Here is an 18016-nt window from a genome sequence, read left to right as displayed (position 1 = left end):
CCTTCTCCCACAAGGGGAGAAGGAAAAAGGCGCTACCTCAAAGCGCCTTCACCGCCACCTTCACCGGCTGTTCGATCTCGAGCGGATTGCGCAGCGGCAGGCCGAAGTCCCCGGCCTCGATCTCGAACACATCGCCGGCCTCGGTCCTGATGCCGTCGGCGAAAGAGAGCGTGGCCGTGCCGAACATATGCACATGCACGTCGCCCGGCTGGCGGAAGGCCGCGTATTTGAAATGGTGATGTTCGAGATTGGCAATGGTGTGCGACATGTTCGCTTCGCCGGACAGGAACGGCTTTTCCCACAGCACCTCGCTGTCACGCACGATGCGCGAGGTGCCGCGGATATCGGGCGGCAGGTCGCCGATCAGGATTTCCGGACCGAACGAGGCGTTGCGCAGCTTGGAATGGGCGAGGAACAGATAGTTCACGCGCTCGGTCACGTGGTCGGAAAACTCGTTCGACAGCGTGAAGCCGACGCGGAAAGGTGCGCCGTCGTCGCCGATGACATAGATGCCGGCCACCTCGGGCTCTTCGCCGGCGTCCTTGGCAAAGGCCGGTGACAGGAGTGCGGCGCCTGGCGCCACCGCCATCGTGCCGTTGCCCTTGTAGAACCATTCCGGCTGCACGCCGATCTGGCCATTTGCTGGCTTGCCGCCCTCCAGCCCCATGCGAAACATCTTCATGGAATCGGTGAGCTGCTCCTCGCCGTCGGCGCTCAGCTTCTTGTGCATGGAATCGCGCGTCGCGGCGGAGCCGAGATGCGTCAGCCCGGTGCCGGTCAGGTGCAGATGCGCCGGATCAGGGTGATTGATCGGCGACAGCAGCCGCCCCTTCTTGTAAGCGGCCTCGAGATCGACCGTCTCGCCAAGCCCCTTGCGTTCGATTAGCGCGACGAGGCCGACGCCGGTGCGGGCGGCCTCCATCGCCAGCGAATAGACGCTGCGGGCGCCATTGATGATCCGGGTCTTGCCGCCATTGCGGGCGACGACGCGGATGGTCTCGGCGTCGTCGAGGATCTGGGAGATCAGCATGATGAATCCTCTCTCATTTGCCTTGGCAGGACTGCCAAAACGGCAGACCTTACTCAGCGCGGCCGGGACCTCGTCCATGCCACGGTTTAAATTCTCAGTTCGGATTGCGCTCGCGGGCCTGGTCCCTCAGGGACTTCTGTTACCGGCGGGTTGCCGGCAGCGCCGCGATCGTATGCCTCCTGCTTGCCTCGCCTAGAGCAGTTCACCGTTTCACGGAAACGGCGAACCGCTCTAACTCATTGTCTTGGCGCAATTCCAGGCGGAAAACCGTTTCACATTTTCCTGGAATTGCTCTTAAGCCCGTTCAAGCCTTGTTCTTGTTGTAGACGTCGAAGATCACGGCACCGAGCAGCACCAGGCCTTTGACCACCTGCTGCCAGTCGACATTGACGCCCATGATCGACATGCCGTTGTTCATCACGCCCATGATGAAGCCGCCGACCACCGCGCCGATGACCTGACCGACGCCGCCCATCGCCGAGGCGCCGCCGATGAAGACGGCGGCGATGACGTCGAGCTCGCTGCCGAGGCCCGCGGCCGGCACCGCCTGTCCCAGTCGCGCCGCGATGATCAGGCCGCCGAGCGCCGACAGCACGCCCATATTGATGAACACCATCAGCGTCAGCCGCTCGGTGTTGATGCCTGACAGCTGCGCGGCCTTGGAATTGCCGCCCATGGCATAGATGCGGCGGCCGATGGTCATGCGCTTGGTGACGAAGACGAACAGCGAGATCAGCACGCCCATGACGAGCAGCACCACCGGCAGGCCCCTGTAGCTGGCGAACTGGTAGACTAGGAACAGCGCCAGCGCGCTGCCGACCAGCGTCTTGACGACGAACAGGGCAAAGGGCTCGGCCTCATAGCCATGGCGTTCGCGCTTGCGGCGCGTCCTCACCCCGAAATAGGCGTAGGCCAGCACAGCGATCAGGCCTAGCACGATCGTCGTCATGTGCAGCGTCAGGCCGCTGCCCATGATGGTCTTGCCGGCCGCGTTCACCGTGGGCGGGATCAGCGTCAGCGGGCCGATGACATCCGGGATGAAGCCGGAGCTGAGCGCCTTGAAGCCATCGGGTAGCGGCCCCACCGAGGATCCGCCGCCCAGCAGGGCCTGGCAGATGCCGCGGAAGATCAGCATGCCGGCCAGCGTGACGATGAAGCTCGGTATTCGGTGATAGGCGATCCAATAGCCTTGCGCGGCGCCGATCGCGCCGCCCCCGATCAGGCAGATGATCGAGACCACCAGCGGGTTGCTGAACGGACCGAGCGGCCAGATGACCATCATCATCGCCGCCAGCGCGCCGATGAAGCCCGCCACCGATCCGACACTCAGGTCGATATGGCCGGAGACGATCACCAGCAGCATGCCCAGCGCCATCACGATGATGAACGAGTTCTGCTGTACCAGGTTGCTCAGGTTCACCGGCTTGAACAGCGTTCCGTTCGTGGTGAACTGGAAGAACACCATGATGGCGATCAGCGCCAGGATCAGGCCGTATTCGCGCAGGTTCGTCGTCAGCGCCGAGACGGCGATGCGTGGGCGCTGCTCTTCGGCGACGTTGCCCTGCGGGGCGGGGGCGCTTTCGGTGCTCATGCTGCTTTTCCTTCTCCACGAACGATGGCGCGCATTATTTTTTCCTGGCTTGCTTCCGCGGCGGGCATTTCGCCCACGATGCGCCCTTCGTTCATGACGTAGATGCGGTCGGTGATGCCAAGCAATTCCGGCATTTCCGACGAGATGACGACGATCGCCTTACCCTCAGCCGCGAGACGGGCGATGATCGTATAGATTTCGTACTTGGCGCCGACATCGATGCCGCGCGTCGGCTCGTCGAGGATCAGCACGTCCGGGTCGGCGAACAGCCATTTCGACAACACCACTTTCTGCTGGTTGCCGCCGGAGAGATTGCCGGTCATCTGATAGACGCTGGAAGCGCGGATATTGGTCTTCTTGCGATAGTCGTTGGCAACGGCGAGCTCGCGCATGTCGTCGATCACGCTGTGGCGCGAGACGCCGCCAAGATTGGCCAGCGTGATGTTGTGCTTGATATGGTCGATGAGGTTGAGACCGTAGGTCTTGCGGTCCTCTGTGACGTAGGCGATGCCGTGTTGGACCGCCTTGCTCACCGAGGAAACGTCGACCGGCTTGCCCTTGAGCAGCACCTCGCCGGAGATGCGGCGGCCGTAGGAGCGGCCGAACAGGCTCATGGCGAATTCGGTGCGGCCAGCGCCCATCAGCCCGGCAATGCCCACCACTTCGCCCTTGCGCACGTTGATGTCGATGCCCTTGATCACCTGCCGCTCGGCATGGATCGGGTGATAGACCGACCAGTTCTTCACTTCGAACACGACCTCGCCGATGTCAGGCTCGCGCGGCGGATAGCGGTCGTCGAGTGAGCGGCCGACCATCGAAGTGATGATGCGGTCTTCAGAGATGTCCTTCTTGGCCAGCGTCTCGATGGTGCGCCCGTCACGAATGACCGTGACCTTGTCGGCGACCCGGTTCACCTCGTTGAGCTTATGCGAGATCAGGATCGAGGTCATGCCCTGCCGCTTGAATTCGAGCAGAAGGTCGAGCAGCGCCTGGCTGTCCTTTTCGCTGAGCGACGCCGTCGGCTCGTCGAGGATCAGGAGCTTGACTTCCTTGCTCAACGCCTTGGCGATCTCGACCAGCTGCTGCTTGCCGACGCCGATATTGGTGATCAGCGTCTTGGGGTCCTCCTTGAGGCCCACCTTCTTCAACAGGGCGCTGGTGCGCGCCTCGTTGGAATTCCAGTCGATGATGCCGTATCTGGCGTGCTCGTTGCCGAGGAAGATGTTTTCGGCGATCGACAGCATCGGCACCAGCGCAAGTTCCTGGTGGATGATGACGATGCCCTTGCGCTCGCTGTCATGGATGCCTTTGAACTGGCATTCCTCGCCGTTAAAGATGATCTGGCCGTCATAGGTTCCTGAGGGATAGACGCCCGACAGCACCTTCATCAGCGTCGACTTGCCGGCGCCGTTCTCGCCGACCACGGCATGAATCTCGCCTTCCTCGACGCTGAGGTTGACGTTCGACAGCGCCTTCACGCCGGGGAACGTCTTGGTGATGTCGCGCATCTCCAAAATCGTCGGGGCCATGGGACAACCGCTCCTTGAGAGGTCGGCAAACATTGCCGGCGAGGTCGGCGACAATACCGGGCTCGCTGGTGAACGAAAAGGGGCCCTGCGTTGCGCAGGACCCCTGACTTTGTAACCGGGTTACTTCAGTTCGTCGGCCTTGATGTAGCCGGAGTCGACGACCAGCGCCTGGTAGTTCGACTTGTCGACCTCATGCGGCGTCAACAGGATCGAGGGGACGACCTTGACGTCGTTGTTGTAGGTCTTTTCATCGAGGCCGTCCGGCTTGCCGCCCGAGAGCACCTTGTCGACGAGCTCGACGGTGGCCTTGGCCAGTTCGCGGGTGTCCTTGAACACGGTCGAGTACTGCTCGCCCGTGATGATCAGCTTGACCGAGGCGGTCTCGGCATCCTGGCCAGTCACGATCGGCCAGGGCTGTGCGTCCGTGCCGTAACCGACGGCGCGCAGCGAGGCGGTGATGCCGCGCGACAGGCCGTCATAGGGCGACAGAACGCCATCGACGCGGCTGCCGTCCGAATAGTTGGCCGACAGCAGATTGTCCATGCGCGCCTGGGCGGTGGCGGCGAGCCAACGCAGCGTGCCGACCTTGTCCATGCCGGTCTGGCCGGACTTGATCTTGATCGAGCCGTCGTCGATCAGTGGCTGCAGGACGGAGATCGCACCGTCGTAGAAGAAGAAGGCGTTGTTGTCGTCGGGCGAGCCGCCGAACAGTTCGACGTTCCACGGCTTGGTGTTCGGGAAGCGCTCCTTGAGGCCCTTGACCAGCGAATTCGCCTGGATCACGCCGACGCCGAAATTGTCGAAGGTGGTGTAGTAGTCGACATTGGCGGTCTTCTTGATCAGGCGGTCATAGGCGACGACGACGACGCCCGCGTCAGCGGCCTTCTGCAGAGCATCCGACAGGGTGGTGCCGTCGATCGAAGCAATGATCAGCGCCTTCGGGCCTTTGGTGATTTCGTTTTCCAGCTGGCTGAGCTGGTTGGGGATGTCGTCCTGCGCGTATTGCAGGTCGACGGTGTAGCCGAGAGCCTCGAGCTGGGACTTGACGGCGTCGCCGTCATTGATCCAGCGCTGCGAGGTCTTGGTCGGCATCAGCACGCCGACAAGACCCTTGTCGGCTGCGTGCGCCGAGTAGGTCATGGCAGCGATGCCAAGGGCCGCGACGGCGGCCAGTGTCTTGATGATTTTCACTTTAACTCTCCCTGTTTGATGGACGCGGCACCCCGGGGGTCGCGGGCCGCGCAATCGTGCAGAAGCGCCAAGGGCACTGCTGCCGTCATATCGATCTCCGGTATCCTCCCATGGCCCCGAGACGCTGATTCAATCGATACGATTTTTCTCGTCAGCGACCGTCACGTCTTGGAACGCGCGGAGGGTGTGGGTCTTTGCCATAACTGTCAAATGCGATCTTTGATGGTTGCTATATCATGGTTGGTATATGTATTGGGACGTGACGGGCTGACTCCAAGGTCGGCCTTACACGAGCAGAAGGCAGGGAAAAGCGATGGCGCGGCCCGGGAATCCGACAACAGCTTCAAATGGTCACAGAGGAGCACCGGGCGATGGCGAAACCCTGCTGCGCAGCGGTCTCAGTCTGCGTCACATGCGCATGATCGTCGCGCTAGACGACCACAGCCGGGTCAGCGCGGCAGCCCAGGTTCTGAACATTTCGCAGCCGGCGGCCTCGCGCATGATCGCAGAGATGGAGGCGGTGCTGGAGGTCAAGCTGTGCGAGAGGCTGCCGCGCGGTATCACCTTGACGCCATACGGCAAGGCTTTGGCCAGGCGGGCGCGCTCGATCCTGCTGGAGATGCGCGAGGTGGACCGCGAGATTTCCGAGCTCAAGGCGGGCAAGGGTGGTTCGGTTTTCCTGGGTGCCGTGACCGCGCCGGCAATCGAGCTGGCGGTGCCGGCAATTCGTGAAATCCGCCGCATCTATCCGCGCATCGAGATCACCATGCAGGTCGAGACCTCCAATGTGCTGGCACGCGAGCTGATCGCCACGCGCCATGACTTCATCATCGCCCGCATCCCCGACGATCTCAATCCGCGGCTGTTCGAGTCGCGCGTCATCGGCGTCGAGAAGGCCTGCCTGATCGTGCGCCGGGGCCATCCGCTCACCAAGGGCGAGGCGGTGCGGCTGGAAGAGACCGCCGCCTATGACTGGGTCTTCCAGTCTGGCGGCTCGCCCTTGCGCCAGGCCATGGAGAGCAACTTCCTCAACCGCAACATCGCTTTGCCGGACCGTATCCTGAACACCAGTTCGCTGCTCCTGACCCTGGTCATGGTCGCGCAATCCGATGCCATCGCACCGGTCTCTGTCCAGGTGGCGAAATTCATCCAGAACCCTGACGGGCTGGCCGGCGCCATCGACGTCGTCCAGACCGAATTCGACATCGAGGTCAGGCCCTACAGCCTGATCACGGTCAGGAATCGCGCACTGTCGCCGGCCGCCAAGATGCTGCACGACTTCATTCTGAGGGAAGTGGGATGATGGCTCGCTCGGGTAAGGTTGTCCGGCGAAAGCACCGCCAGGCCGAGGCTGGCGAAAGCGAGCTGGGAACATTATTTCCCGCCGATGCGTTCATGATCTTGCAAGGGACGATTTCTTCTGGAGGCTGAACATGCGCAGCTTCGAAATCATCGATCTGCTTTGCGTGATCGAGGCCTGCAAGCACGATCGATCGGTCGGGAATTTCGTTTCCATGGCTGAAGGCGTTGAAGAATTGCGGGTGTTGACCGGCGATTTCGTTTCATCGGATGACGTGGCAGCAAACGCCCTCGCAACGGTGGCGCTTGCGCGAGGCTGCTCGGTTGTGTTCGACGAACAGGCAGGCGCTGAAATGGTTCTGACGCCTTAGACTGGAGCGGGTAGAGGGAATCGAACCCTCGCGTTCAGCTTGGGAAGCTGACAAGCTACCATTACATCATACCCGCGTGCGCCCTCGTTACCATGAGGGTTAGCCTTCGGGCAATCGCAAAGCGGTCTGTTCTCACGACGGTCGTGCTGCGGATCACGGCGCGCCCGCGGCCGTGAATTGCCGTTTTGCCTCCGCGACCTCATTGCTGGTGGCGAAGCTTGGCCAGTATTTCGAGATGGCCAGCGTCGCGCCGGCGGAAGAGAAGTGGCCATAGTCGAAGTAGAGAAATTCATTGGTCGTGGCATCGGCGTATGAACAACCGGCCGAGTCGCACAGATACGTCAGCGGATCTATGAAATCGGCCCCTTTGGTGAACGGCAGAACCCGTGCGTTGATGTCCGGATCCATAGCCATCGGCCAGGATGTGGTTCCGGCATGCTCCCGTCTCACCAAGAAAGCGATCTTCTGGACGTCGGCGATGAATTCCGGAGACTGGCCGACGGTATAGACCTTGACCCCCATCCCGCGAAGCCGATCGATCGTCTTCTGCAGGCCGTCGAAGCCCCTGGCCTGGTAGTCGGTCCATCGGCCGCTCAGGATCACCGCCTGGATGTTGGCGTCGCGAATGATCGACAAGGCCCGTTCGTTGAAGCGGGTGCAGGCGGGCCGAGCATAGGAAAAATAGGTCAGGTCGGGCGGACAGCCGGCATAGGTGTATTGGATGACATTGGCCTGGATTTTCTGGGCGTTGGGCTCAAGTCCCGGAACATAGTGGGCAGCGAAAGAATCGCCCCACAGCAGCACATTGGTGGCAAAGCCCGTTGTCCGGGTGCAGTCGGCAAGGTTCCAGTCTTCGATGCGGGTCCCGTTTTCGTTGAAACAGATGCCGTTGCGCCAGTCGCCGACCCGGATACGTTCTGTCGAGAAATCCGGAAACCGTTGCGGGAAACCGTTGCCCAGTGCGCCGGCCAAACCACCGGCGCACAGCAGCACGATTGCCGTCGCCGAAAAGGCGAAGATGGGCAGCGGGGCGGTATAGGCTCGTTTGTGGCGGAAGGGTTGCTCGACGTATTTCCAGGAGAATGCCGCCAAGGCGAAACTGGCAACCGTCATCGCGATAATCGTTGGCACACCGACAGTCTTCAGGGAGAGATAATGGACGAAGGAGTTGATTGGCCAGTGGACGAGGTAAAGCGAATAGGAAATGAGGCCGACCCAGACCAGCGGCGCCAACCGAAGCACGCGAGTGGCGACAGGTGCCGGCCTGTCGGCGCTATCCTGGCCAGCATAGATCAGCAGAGCTGTTCCGATGCAGGGGAATAGGGCATTGTAGCCGGGAAACGGATCGCTGTCCGAAATCATCACAAAGCCAAATGCAATGAGGGCAAAGCCGGCGAGGCCGATCAGGTCCGCCGCCAGCCGACTGGCTAGGACCGGAGGCTTCCGCAACATCAGCATGGCGCCCAGCGCCAGCTCCCATATGCGCGTCGGCAAGAGATAGAACCCTGCCGTCGGTGCCAGCGAGGTTGCTATGACTGCCAGGGCAAAGCTGCCGATGGCCATCGGCAGAAGTACGGTCAGCCAGCGCTTCGAGACGTATCGGTAGATCAGATAAAGGAGGATCGGCGCGAAGATATAATACTGCTCTTCCACCGAAAGCGACCATGTGTGCAGGAGCGGCCGCAGTTCGGCGTCGATGGAGAAATAGTTCGTCGTTTTCCAGAAATAGATGTTCGACCAGAAGGTCGAGGCGGCGATCACGCTGAGGCTGAATTCGTGGAGATCCGAAGGCAGAAGGATGAACCAGGCGGCAATGCTCGCGAGCAGGATGACGAAGGTCAGCGCCGGCAGGATGCGCCGTGCGCGGCGCCAGTAGAAGCGGCCGATCGAGAATTGGCCCCGCTCAAGATCATCGAGCAGGCTGCCGCTGATCAGATAGCCCGATATGACGAAGAAGATGTCGACACCGGTGAAGCCGCCGGGAATGGCAGACACGCCGAAATGGAAGAGCACGACAGGCAGCACCGCAACGGCCCGCAGGCCGTCGATGTCGCGCCGGTAGTTCATCCGGCCGGCCCGCGCGCGACCACCAGGATCCGTGCGGCCGCACCCGACACGCTCATGCGGCGATGTCGTCGATCGTGCTGAAAATCCCGGCTCGTCGATCTCACAGGCTTACCCTCAGGCAGCAATTTTGCTGCGCTGCAACATGGGTGTCAAGGCATATATTGCTGTCGCGAAATTCGCCAGGAACGCACCGGGATCAGGCGCCGGGCAGATAGATTACCGCGTAGTCGTCCGAATAGGCCCGTTTCCAGCCCAACTGGTCGAAGAAGGGAATGCGGCTGTCGTCGGCCGATAGCAGCGCCCAATCTATTGCGTATTTCTTCAGGCGGGCTTCGAGGAGCGGCTTGCCGTCGCCGCGTCCGGTGTCGTTATCGCTCTTTGTGAAACCGCCGAGGAACAGCTGGTCCGTCCGTCCGTCGATATAGGTCTTGAACCCGTGGAAAATCAGCGTGCCGCCGAAATTGTAGGAATTCAGCACGTTGCCGGATAGATGATGGCTTTGCGCGAATGCCAGCGCCCCGCTGGCCGATGTCTTCGGACTTGGCGCTACCTGATAGACGCTGCCGAGCACAGCGACCCCGCCAATCAGCAGAACGGCTGCCGTGCCGCAGATTGCGTAGAACCGTCTGGCTAAGAATCTCTCCAGCCCGTCGCGCTTTTCGGCCAGCCACGCGGTGGCTGAAAGCGAGGGATATTGCTGTGCGACCTCTGCCGCCATCACCAGCGGAATCAGCAGGAAGAACAGATACATGAAGCGCACATGGGCGAGATAGACATGCAAGGTGAAGACGACGAACAACGCCTTGGCCCAGCCAATTCGCAATCGGCACACCAATAGCCCGAAAAGCGCCAGCAGCATCACCGCTTCCTGGACGGGACTGTCCGGCGGATTGAACGGTTTCCATTCCATGATCAGCGACACTGCCTCATTGCCGTAAGCCACGGCGAGCGTCGCCAGGATGGCCTGGACCCCGTACGGGTGGATCAGGCTGACCAGCGGGCAAAGCAGGCCGAACGCGATCCACTTCGCCAGCAGGGCCGGTTTTGACAGGCCCGTGCGCGCCAGCAGATCGAGACCGGCGAAAGCCGCGATGACGAAGCTCAAGGTGAAGGTGGCATGCAGGTTCGCCCACAATACGACCAGCACAAGCAGCCACCAGGGCGGCGCCCGTTCTTCCCTTGCCGCACCGAAGAGCACCGCCGTCCAGATGACGATGATCGGGAAGGTGAAGACATGCGGACGCGCCGTGAAGATCGGGTTGATCAGGAACACCGCCGCGAAGGCCAGTGTAATCGCCAGGATCGGTTTCAGCCATGCGCTGAGAAACCACCCCATGAGGAAAACCGTCAGGGAGATCGAGGCGATGATCGCGGTGACGACCCCGTTCCAGCCGCCCGCCCGGTAGGCAAGAGCCAGCAGGACCTGCCCCAGCCATTCCTTGGCAATCCAGGGCTGGCCGGCAAACGTGTAGGAGTAAGAATCGACCGTCGGAAATGTCCGGTTTGTCAGGAAATCGAGACCGACTTTCACTTGCCACCAGCTGTCGGGATCCTGCAGGGTGGCGCCTGCCTGGGCAGCCAACGCACCCGCCATCGCCAAGGCCGCGAGTAGGCAGAAGATCAGCCTGTTCCGCTCGTTGTATGTCGCGGCCGCCACACTGGCCTGAGCGTCGTTCATGATGCGCCGCCTCTGATCGGTTCCGGTGACAGTTGGGTTCAAGGTGTTGGACTGGCGGGCTGCCGCCGAGGCTTGTCGGCCACCCGAACTGTGCGGTTGGTGCTGTCGTCCCCACGTCCCACAAACACGAAGCGGGCCGAGCCAAGATAGAAAACCACCGAATAGACGCAGATTCCCGCGAGGTGGACCAGCGGGTTTTCGACGATGCCTGCCGAACGGGCGGCGATCACGACGGCCAGATTGATGCTGTAGGCGACCAGAAAGACACCCCCGTAGCGCAGCGCGGTTCCGGGCTGGAAGCCATCGGCTCTGCTGAAGGTCCATTGGCGGTTGAGGAAGAAGCCGAGGACAAGGCCGGCGGCATAACCCGTGGCGTTGGCAAGGATGTCGCCCAGACCAAGCGCAAGCCCGGCCAGGATGACCGCGTATCCCAGCGCCGTGTTCAACAGACCGACGGCGCCAAATCGCAGCATCCTCGGGAAGTCAAACGGCAGGCTTGACCACATGCGCAAAATATTGGGCTCCGACAGGTACCTTGGTGAGGAAGCGCTCGAACGGCCTCAGTCTCGCAAGCATCCGAGGAAAGAAGATCCGGTAGACGATCCTCGTATCGGCAAGGCCCGCCTCGGCCATGCGCCTGCGCATCTCGCGCGAATTTATCAAAACCGCGTTTTCGTCGAAGGCACAGTTTCTCACCGCGTGCGTGGTCAGCGGGTTCCAGGGATTGTGTTCGAAGACGAAGAAGCTGCCGCCATCGGCCAGCACCCTGCCGATCTCGGCGAACAGTCCGATCTGCAGGCCCTCGGGAATATGGTGGAAGACGCAGGCCGCGAAGGCCAGGTCGAAGCTGCCGTCGGCAAAGGGAATTGTCTTGCCGTCGAAATGCGTGAAGGCGGCCTGGCCGGGAAAGCGCTTGCTGGCGATGTCGAGCGATTCCCGCGAAGGATCGAGCAAGGTGATCTCCGCATCGGGAAACGCGTTGCGCATATGGCCGAGCGAATTGCCGACGCCGGCGCCGAAATCCAGTATTCGTCGCGGTTTGACACCGGCCCGCAGCAGCGTCGCGGCGACGTCGTCGATCTTGTATCTGGCGAAGAAATCCGGGTTTTCGCCGCTCAGCCTTATGCTTGCGGCATGCTGCTCCTGATATTCCCGCGCAAACTGGTCGAACTCCGCCTCAAGCACGTGCGGCCCTCTTTGCCATCTCCTGCAGGCGATGGACCGGCAATTCGCCGTCCTCCACCGCCTGGCTGCGCGAAACGATCTCGTTGACGAAGTAGAGCGGCCGCCGCTTTGTCTCCATGTACATGCGCCCGAGATACTCGCCGAAGATTCCGAGCACCATAAGCTGGACGCTGCCGAGGATCAGCACGATCGCGGCAAGGCTGGTCCAGCCGGGCAACACGTTTCCGACCGACCATTCGAGCAGCGTGTAGCCGAGCACGACCAGGCCCAGAAGCCCGAACATCATTCCGAGCAGCGAGGCGAACCGCAACGGCACGATGGAGAAGCTGGTCATCGCGTCGACCGCCAGAAGAACCATTTTCTTCAGCGGATAATGGGTGGTTCCGGCAAAGCGGCGGTGCCGCTCATAGGGAAAGGCCACCTGTTTCAGCCCGATCCAGCTCACCATGCCGCGAATGAACCTGTAACGCTCTGGCATCGCGTTCAGATGGTCGAGCGCGCGACGGTTCATCAGCCGGAAATCTCCGGTATTGGGGGCTATGTCGACGTCGACCATCCGGCGCAGCAAGCGATAGAACATGGACGCGGAGGCGAGCTTGAACCAGCTTTCGCCATCGCGCGTCAGCCTCTGGCCGTAGACCACATCGAAGCCTTCGTTCATCTTCGTCATCATCGCGCCGAGCAGTTCAGGCGGATCCTGCAGGTCGGCATCGAGAATGAGAATGCGCTGGCCGCGACAGAATTCGAGCCCGGCGCTCAACGCGATCTGATGGCCGTAATTGCGGGCAAGGTCGATGGCAACGACATGGTCGTCCTTTTCAGCCAGCTGGAGAATGGCTTCGCGTGTACCGTCGGTCGCGCCATCGATGACAAGGACGATCTCGTAGGAAGGGCCTTGTTCAAGGCATGCGGCCGTTACCCGCCGATGCAGTTCGGCCACGCCATCCAGCTCGTTGTAGCATGGGATGACCACCGACAGCATGACGCCGCGTCGCGCGGTGTTTCTCTCCGTCTCCACCAAAGCCTTGCTCCCGCTATTCGATTGGGAATAGCGGCAATTGGTTAGAAAACAGATAAGCCAGCGGGATCGCTGCGGCAGTAGCCGGCAGTCTGCCATGCGCCTGGGCTCGGCTTGCGGCCACACTATGCTCGGTGTCTCGCTATCCCGCAAAACTCCCGGCTTGAAGCGGACAAGCCAAGTGCGTATGTCTGGCTGACGCCCTCTAGCCTGGGTACCTCAATCTGGAGACGGGCCTTGTCCGCATTGACGCGCTTTCTTGGCGACTCGCCGCTCAAGGTGATCCTGAAACTGCTGGTGGTGTCTTTCCTCGTCGGCCTGGTCATGAACGCCTTCGGCTGGTCGCCGATGGATGTGCTCTACGGCATCCGCAAATTCTTCATGGACCTGTGGAATCTTGGCTTCCACGCCATCGACCGTTTCCTCGGCTATATCCTGCTGGGCGCGGCTATCGTCGTGCCGGCCTTCATCCTGTTGAGGCTCGCCAACTACCGGAAGTAGAGCATGATCCCGAACCGCAGGTCCGCGTCAGCGAACCCTGGCACCCGGTTTTTGGACAAGATCGTGCTATCGGGCGTGGCCCGAGGCCACCTCGAACAGGATGGCGTGGCGCGCGGCAAGCGTGGGCACGTCAGTTGAATAGCCACCGCCGATGACGCCACACACCGGAACGCCCCGCGTGCGAAAGTGGCTGATCACCATGTCGTCGCGGGCGCGCAGGCCGTCATCCGATAGCGACAGCCTGCCAAGCCGGTCCTCAGCATGGACGTCGACGCCGGCATTGTAGAACACGATGTCCCAATGGGCTTGGGCGGAGAGCTCCGGCAGGATGGCGGCGAGCCTCTTCATGTAAGCGGCGTCACCCGTGCCGTCGGGCAGCGCGACATCGAGGTCGGAGGCGATCTTGCGCACGGGGTAGTTGCGGTCGCCATGCATGGAAAAGGTGAACACGCGCGGATCATCAGCGAGAATATCCGCCGTGCCGTCACCCTGATGCACGTCGAGATCGACGACCAGGATGTTGCGTGCCGCGCCTTCGGCGAGCAGGACCAGCGCGGCGACGGCGACATCGTTGAAGGTGCAGAAGCCCGCACCTTGCGCGCGCCGAGCATGATGGCTGCCGCCGGCGGTGTTGCAGGCAATGCCGTGGCGCAAGGCCAGCCGCGCCGCCAGCACGGTGCCGCCGGTGGCAAGCTGCGCGCGCAGCGAGACGCGGGGTCCGATCGGAAAACCGATCTCGCGCTCGATCTTCTCGGGCACGCGGCAGTTGACGACCTGGTCGACATAGTCCGTCGCATGGGCAAGCTCCAGCCATGATGCCGGTGCCGGTTCGGCGGTGCTGAGCGCGTCGGGGCCGGCGAAGCCGCGTGTACGCAGCGCCTCCATCAGCAAGGGATATTTGCTCATCGGAAAGCGGTGGTTGACGGCGAAGCCGGCGTCGTAGTCGGGATGATGGACGATCTGCAGAGGCATGAAATCGTATCCGGCTGGCTCACGCCAGACCGGGATTTCGGTTGGCCGTCAAGGGATAGGTGATTGCGCGGTGGCCGGAAAATGGGGCACATCGACGGTTCTATCAAGCCGCAATCAGCAAGGCAGCAATCCTTGGACAAAGGTGCAACACCAGCCGACGCCGGATCCCCTTTCCACGCGGGATCCCCGATTCACGCCGGATCATTTGTCGTCACCAATCGTTCCGTGCTCGCCATCGCCGTGCCGATGACGCTTGCCTATTTGACGACGCCGATGCTCGGCTTGGTCGACACGGCTGTCATCGGCCAGTTCGGCGATGCCGCCTTGCTTGGCGGCCTGGCGGCCGGCGCATTGATATTCGACGTCGTCTTCACCTCTTTCAATTTCCTGCGCTCGGGCACCACCGGCCTTGTCGCACAGGCGTTTGGGCGTGGCGATGCCCTGGAGGAGCAGGCGGTGTTCTGGCGCGCCGTGCTGATCGCGGTTATCGCCGGCATCGTGCTCGCTGCCCTTGCGCCGCTGGTCGCCATCGCCGGGCAAGAGTTCATGGGTGCCGAACCGCGCGTCAGCGAGGCGATGGGCGTCTACATCAGGATCAGGCTGCTCGCGGCGCCGTTCTCGCTGATCAACTACGCCATCCTCGGCTATGTGCTGGGGCGCGGCGAGGGCGGGCTTGGGCTGATGCTGCAATTGGTGCTGAACGGCATCAACATCGCGCTCTGCTTCCTGCTTGGGTTGGAACTTGGCTGGGGTGTCGCCGGCGTTGCCTGGGCGACCGTCACCGGTGAGTTCCTGGCCATGCTGCTCGGCCTGGCGATCGTGATCCGCCGGTTCCGGGCCGCCCCATCCTTGCCGCGCCACCGCCTGCTCGACATGGCCGCCTTCCTGCGCATGATGTCGCTCAACCGCGACATCATGATCCGCTCGTTCTCGCTGCTCGCCGCCTTCGCATTGTTCACCCGCCAGGGCGCGCAGTTCGGCACGGTGACGCTGGCCGCCAACGCCGTGCTGATGAACTTCTTCCTCGTCGCCGGCTATTTCCTCGACGGCTTTGCCACCGCCGCCGAACAGCTGGCGGGCCGTGCCGTCGGCGCACGTGCCGCCGCACCGTTCCGCCAGGCCGTGCGGCTGACGCTGCTCTGGGGTTTCGGACTGGCGGGAGCCGCGACGCTGGTAATGCTGTCTGGTGGCGCCAATCTGGTCGCTCTTGTGACGACATCGTAGGAAGTCCGTTCGGTGGCCGACATCTACCTGCCGTGGGCGGCATTCACCGCGCTGAGCGGTGTGCTGGCGTTCCAGATGGATGGCGTCTTCATCGGCGCGACCTGGTCCCGCGACATGCGCAACATGATGCTGCTGTCGTTCCTGGTTTTCGCGGCCGCGCTGCTGACCCTTGCGCCCGCCTTCGGCAACAATGGACTTTGGGCGGCGCTGCACGTCTTCCTGCTGGTGCGAGGCTTCAGCCTGCTGACGATCCTGCGGCTCAGGGTGCGGACGGCGTTTTAGACGGTGCCCTCCGGGAGGCCCTGCGCCGTCCAGGCAGCGAACGGCACCTGTTCGCGATAGGAATTTTTTCTTGACTCGGTGATCTCAGCTATGGTACATTTTTGGCCATGGTGCTGATTTGCGCCAGTGACCCGCCGCACAGGCGGGTTTTTCGTTTGATGCTCCGTCAGCCAATGCGCCGGCGAGGCTCCGAAGCAACCCGTTAAACCGAGTTCGTTGCCCTGCTGTGCGGTCGGATGCACTTGCACTTTCAGTCGATTTCCAACAGACTTGATGCACCAATTGTTCCAGGGCGAGCTTATGCGAAGCTACCTGCCATATGTCTTGGGCGCGGCGCTGGGATTGCTCGCTGCGTTCATTCTCTCCGCGGTTTCTGGCATCGGCGGCACCGCGCAGTTGCTTCTCTTCGGCGTGTTGCCTGCCATCGGCGGCGCCATTTGCGAGCGGGCCGTCAGTCGCAATCTACGCTCATGAGAGCAGGTTCAGAGTTGCCTGGACGCCCAGAAGTCGAGGCGGCTGCCGCGCAATTCGCAAATCGACTTCAGCCCTTCCTTTTCGACGAAACGGACCATTCCGGAAAGAATACGGCCTGGCAGTGAAGGCCCGGCATAGATCATACCGGTGTAGAGCTGGACCAGATCAGCGCCCGCACGGATCTTGTCCAGCGCCGTATCGGCGGAATCGACGCCGCCGACGCCGATGATGGCGCGGTCCGGTCCGAGCAGTTTGCGCATCTTCGCCAGCACGATGGTCGAACGCTCGAACAGCGGCTTGCCGGAGAGTCCCCCGGTCTCGCGCGCGGTGTCGCTACTGCGCAACGGCGGTCGGGAGATGGTGGTGTTGGAGACGATGACGCCGTCCACCTGCTTTTCGGTGACTTCGGCGGCGATGTCCTCCAGCTCTGCCTCGACCAGATCCGGCGCGATCTTCAGGAACACCGGCGGCTGCGCCGTTGCCGCGGCGCGCGCGGCCATGACCCGCGACAAGAGCTCGCCAAGCTGCTCGCGCGCCTGCATGTTGCGCAGGCCCGGCGTGTTGGGTGAGGAGATGTTGACGGTGAGATAGCTGGCGTATTGCGCAAACCGGGCGACACCGCGCTCATAGTCGCCGATGCGGTCGCTGCTGTCCTTGTTGGCGCCGATGTTGACGCCGACGATGCCGGAGCGGCCCTTACGTGTGGCAAGGCGCTTTTCGGCCGCTGCATGGCCTTCATTGTTGAAGCCCAATCGGTTGATCACCGCATCGTCGGCCGTCAGCCGGAAGATACGCGGCTTCGGATTGCCGGCCTGCGCTAGCGGCGTGATCGTGCCGACCTCGGCGAAACCGAAGCCCAGGCCAAGCAACGCGTCCGGAACCTCGGCGTTCTTGTCATAGCCGGCCGCCATGCCGATCGGATTGGGGAAATCGAGGCCGCAGACGCTGACCTTCAGCCGCGCGTCGAGCGTCGTCCGCGCACCGACCGGCAGGCCGCATCGCAGCGCCGCAATCGACATGCCATGCGCGGTTTCCGGATCGAAGGCGAACAGCAGCTTCTGGCCGAGCCGGTCGAGCACGCTCATTGCCCCTCCAGTGCCGGGAACTGGTGCACACCGTCGGCGCCAAGCGGCAGTGGCCGGACCCACAGCACTGCTTTCAGGTCCAGCACGCCATGCAGATGCGGAAACAGCGCGCCGCCGCGCGAGACCTCGTATCTCAGCGCAGAGCCCAGGCTGGCGCCGTCGATGGCGACCAGCAAAAGGTCCGTCTGGCCGGCAAAGTGCTTTGCCGCCGTTTCCCTGACCTGTGCTGCCGTGGAGAAGTGGATGAAGCCGTCGGCGACATCGATCGGCGCGCCGGTGAAGCGGCCATGCGTTTCGGCCTCGCGCCATGGCGCTTGCGGGGTTATCTTGTAGATAATCTGAGACATGGTTGCGCTATAGAGCAGTTCCAGGAAAAGTGTGAAACGGTTTTCCCGGGAAAAGCGCATAGCGCTTTCCCTTGGGAATTGCGTCAAAAAGATTCCGAACCAGCCATTCGGGAAAGGCCACGCCAAGGGTCTTCCCCATTTCCGGCGCAAACATGCGATATCTGAGGCCTTG

At 62.2% G+C, this 18016-nt stretch carries 16 protein-coding genes, 1 tRNA gene and 1 pseudogene; 5 read left to right on the top strand and 13 right to left on the bottom strand.

Going from position 1 to position 18016, the window contains the following annotated elements; translation table 11 throughout:
• Positions 1-37: 37 nt before the first annotated feature.
• The 4 genes from araD1 to chvE all read right to left on the bottom strand — a co-directional run bounded on the left by araD1 (position 38) and on the right by chvE (position 5341).
• Positions 38-1030: an AraD1 family protein gene (gene araD1 / locus EOB80_RS27155; RefSeq protein WP_127319683.1), complete on the bottom strand. Its 993-nt coding sequence runs from the start codon at positions 1028-1030 to the stop codon at positions 38-40.
• A gap of 304 nt (positions 1031-1334) precedes the next feature.
• Positions 1335-2621 carry a multiple monosaccharide ABC transporter permease gene (mmsB, locus tag EOB80_RS27150; RefSeq protein WP_127330896.1) on the bottom strand — a complete coding sequence of 429 codons (1287 nt, stop codon included), beginning with the start codon at positions 2619-2621 and terminating at the stop codon, positions 1335-1337.
• A complete protein-coding gene (mmsA, locus tag EOB80_RS27145; protein WP_127330894.1) occupies positions 2618-4150 on the bottom strand; it encodes a multiple monosaccharide ABC transporter ATP-binding protein in 1533 nt (510 codons plus the stop codon). The genes mmsB and mmsA overlap by 4 nt, the downstream gene beginning before the upstream one ends.
• 120 nt (positions 4151-4270) lie before the next feature.
• A complete protein-coding gene (gene chvE / locus EOB80_RS27140; protein WP_127266709.1) occupies positions 4271-5341 on the bottom strand; it encodes a multiple monosaccharide ABC transporter substrate-binding protein in 1071 nt (356 codons plus the stop codon).
• A gap of 313 nt (positions 5342-5654) precedes the next feature.
• On the opposite strand from chvE, the gene EOB80_RS27135 reads away from it, so the two are divergent.
• Both EOB80_RS27135 and EOB80_RS27130 read left to right on the top strand, forming a co-directional pair.
• Positions 5655-6644 carry a LysR family transcriptional regulator gene (locus tag EOB80_RS27135; RefSeq protein WP_127330892.1) on the top strand — a complete coding sequence of 330 codons (990 nt, stop codon included), beginning with the start codon at positions 5655-5657 and terminating at the stop codon, positions 6642-6644.
• 130 nt (positions 6645-6774) lie between these two features.
• Complete coding sequence (locus tag EOB80_RS27130) at positions 6775-7011, top strand: hypothetical protein (RefSeq protein WP_127266711.1); 237 nt, start codon at positions 6775-6777, stop codon at positions 7009-7011.
• A 2-nt stretch (positions 7012-7013) separates the two neighbouring features.
• Here EOB80_RS27130 and EOB80_RS27125 read toward each other — a convergent pair.
• The 6 genes from EOB80_RS27125 to EOB80_RS27100 all read right to left on the bottom strand — a co-directional run bounded on the left by EOB80_RS27125 (position 7014) and on the right by EOB80_RS27100 (position 12923).
• Positions 7014-7087 (bottom strand) — tRNA-Gly (locus tag EOB80_RS27125).
• Positions 7088-7164: 77 nt separating this feature from the next.
• A complete protein-coding gene (locus EOB80_RS27120; protein WP_127330890.1) occupies positions 7165-9078 on the bottom strand; it encodes an acyltransferase family protein in 1914 nt (637 codons plus the stop codon).
• A gap of 196 nt (positions 9079-9274) precedes the next feature.
• Positions 9275-10756 carry a hypothetical protein gene (locus EOB80_RS27115; RefSeq protein WP_127330888.1) on the bottom strand — a complete coding sequence of 494 codons (1482 nt, stop codon included), beginning with the start codon at positions 10754-10756 and terminating at the stop codon, positions 9275-9277.
• A 38-nt stretch (positions 10757-10794) separates the two neighbouring features.
• Entirely contained in the window at positions 10795-11229 is a 435-nt protein-coding gene (locus EOB80_RS27110; RefSeq protein ID WP_281058096.1) for a GtrA family protein, read from the bottom strand.
• Between the two features lie 10 nt (positions 11230-11239).
• Positions 11240-11941: a class I SAM-dependent methyltransferase gene (locus tag EOB80_RS27105; RefSeq protein ID WP_127330884.1), complete on the bottom strand. Its 702-nt coding sequence runs from the start codon at positions 11939-11941 to the stop codon at positions 11240-11242.
• A complete protein-coding gene (locus EOB80_RS27100) occupies positions 11934-12923 on the bottom strand; it encodes a glycosyltransferase family 2 protein (protein WP_174800334.1) in 990 nt (329 codons plus the stop codon). Before EOB80_RS27100 ends, EOB80_RS27105 begins: the two co-directional genes overlap by 8 nt.
• 273 nt (positions 12924-13196) lie before the next feature.
• On the opposite strand from EOB80_RS27100, the gene EOB80_RS27095 reads away from it, so the two are divergent.
• Positions 13197-13460, top strand: coding sequence for a DUF6460 domain-containing protein (locus EOB80_RS27095; RefSeq protein WP_013533620.1), 264 nt, complete (start codon positions 13197-13199; stop codon positions 13458-13460).
• A 66-nt stretch (positions 13461-13526) separates the two neighbouring features.
• On the opposite strand, the gene EOB80_RS27090 is transcribed toward EOB80_RS27095, so the two are convergent.
• Positions 13527-14432: a histone deacetylase gene (locus tag EOB80_RS27090; RefSeq protein ID WP_127330880.1), complete on the bottom strand. Its 906-nt coding sequence runs from the start codon at positions 14430-14432 to the stop codon at positions 13527-13529.
• A gap of 246 nt (positions 14433-14678) precedes the next feature.
• On the opposite strand from EOB80_RS27090, the pseudogene EOB80_RS27085 reads away from it, so the two are divergent.
• Together EOB80_RS27085 and EOB80_RS34645 are read left to right on the top strand one after the other, a co-directional pair.
• Positions 14679-15938 (top strand): annotated as a pseudogene (locus tag EOB80_RS27085) (MATE family efflux transporter).
• Between the two features lie 300 nt (positions 15939-16238).
• Positions 16239-16412 carry a hypothetical protein gene (locus tag EOB80_RS34645; protein WP_164748943.1) on the top strand — a complete coding sequence of 58 codons (174 nt, stop codon included), beginning with the start codon at positions 16239-16241 and terminating at the stop codon, positions 16410-16412.
• Between the two features lie 8 nt (positions 16413-16420).
• Here EOB80_RS34645 and EOB80_RS27080 read toward each other — a convergent pair whose 3' ends face one another.
• A complete protein-coding gene (locus tag EOB80_RS27080) occupies positions 16421-17497 on the bottom strand; it encodes a quinone-dependent dihydroorotate dehydrogenase (protein ID WP_127330878.1) in 1077 nt (358 codons plus the stop codon).
• Positions 17494-17844, bottom strand: a complete 351-nt coding sequence (locus EOB80_RS27075) for a DUF952 domain-containing protein (protein ID WP_164762736.1) — start codon at positions 17842-17844, stop codon at positions 17494-17496. Before EOB80_RS27075 ends, EOB80_RS27080 begins: the two co-directional genes overlap by 4 nt.
• Positions 17845-18016: the final 172 nt, after the last annotated feature.

The sequence above is a fragment of the Mesorhizobium sp. M7A.F.Ca.MR.245.00.0.0 genome, from assembly GCF_003997415.1.
In the GTDB taxonomy this organism is placed as follows: Bacteria; Pseudomonadota; Alphaproteobacteria; order Rhizobiales; family Rhizobiaceae; genus Mesorhizobium.
The sequence above is the reverse complement of the archived record's forward strand: the minus strand, read 5'-3'. Positions and strand labels throughout refer to the sequence as shown.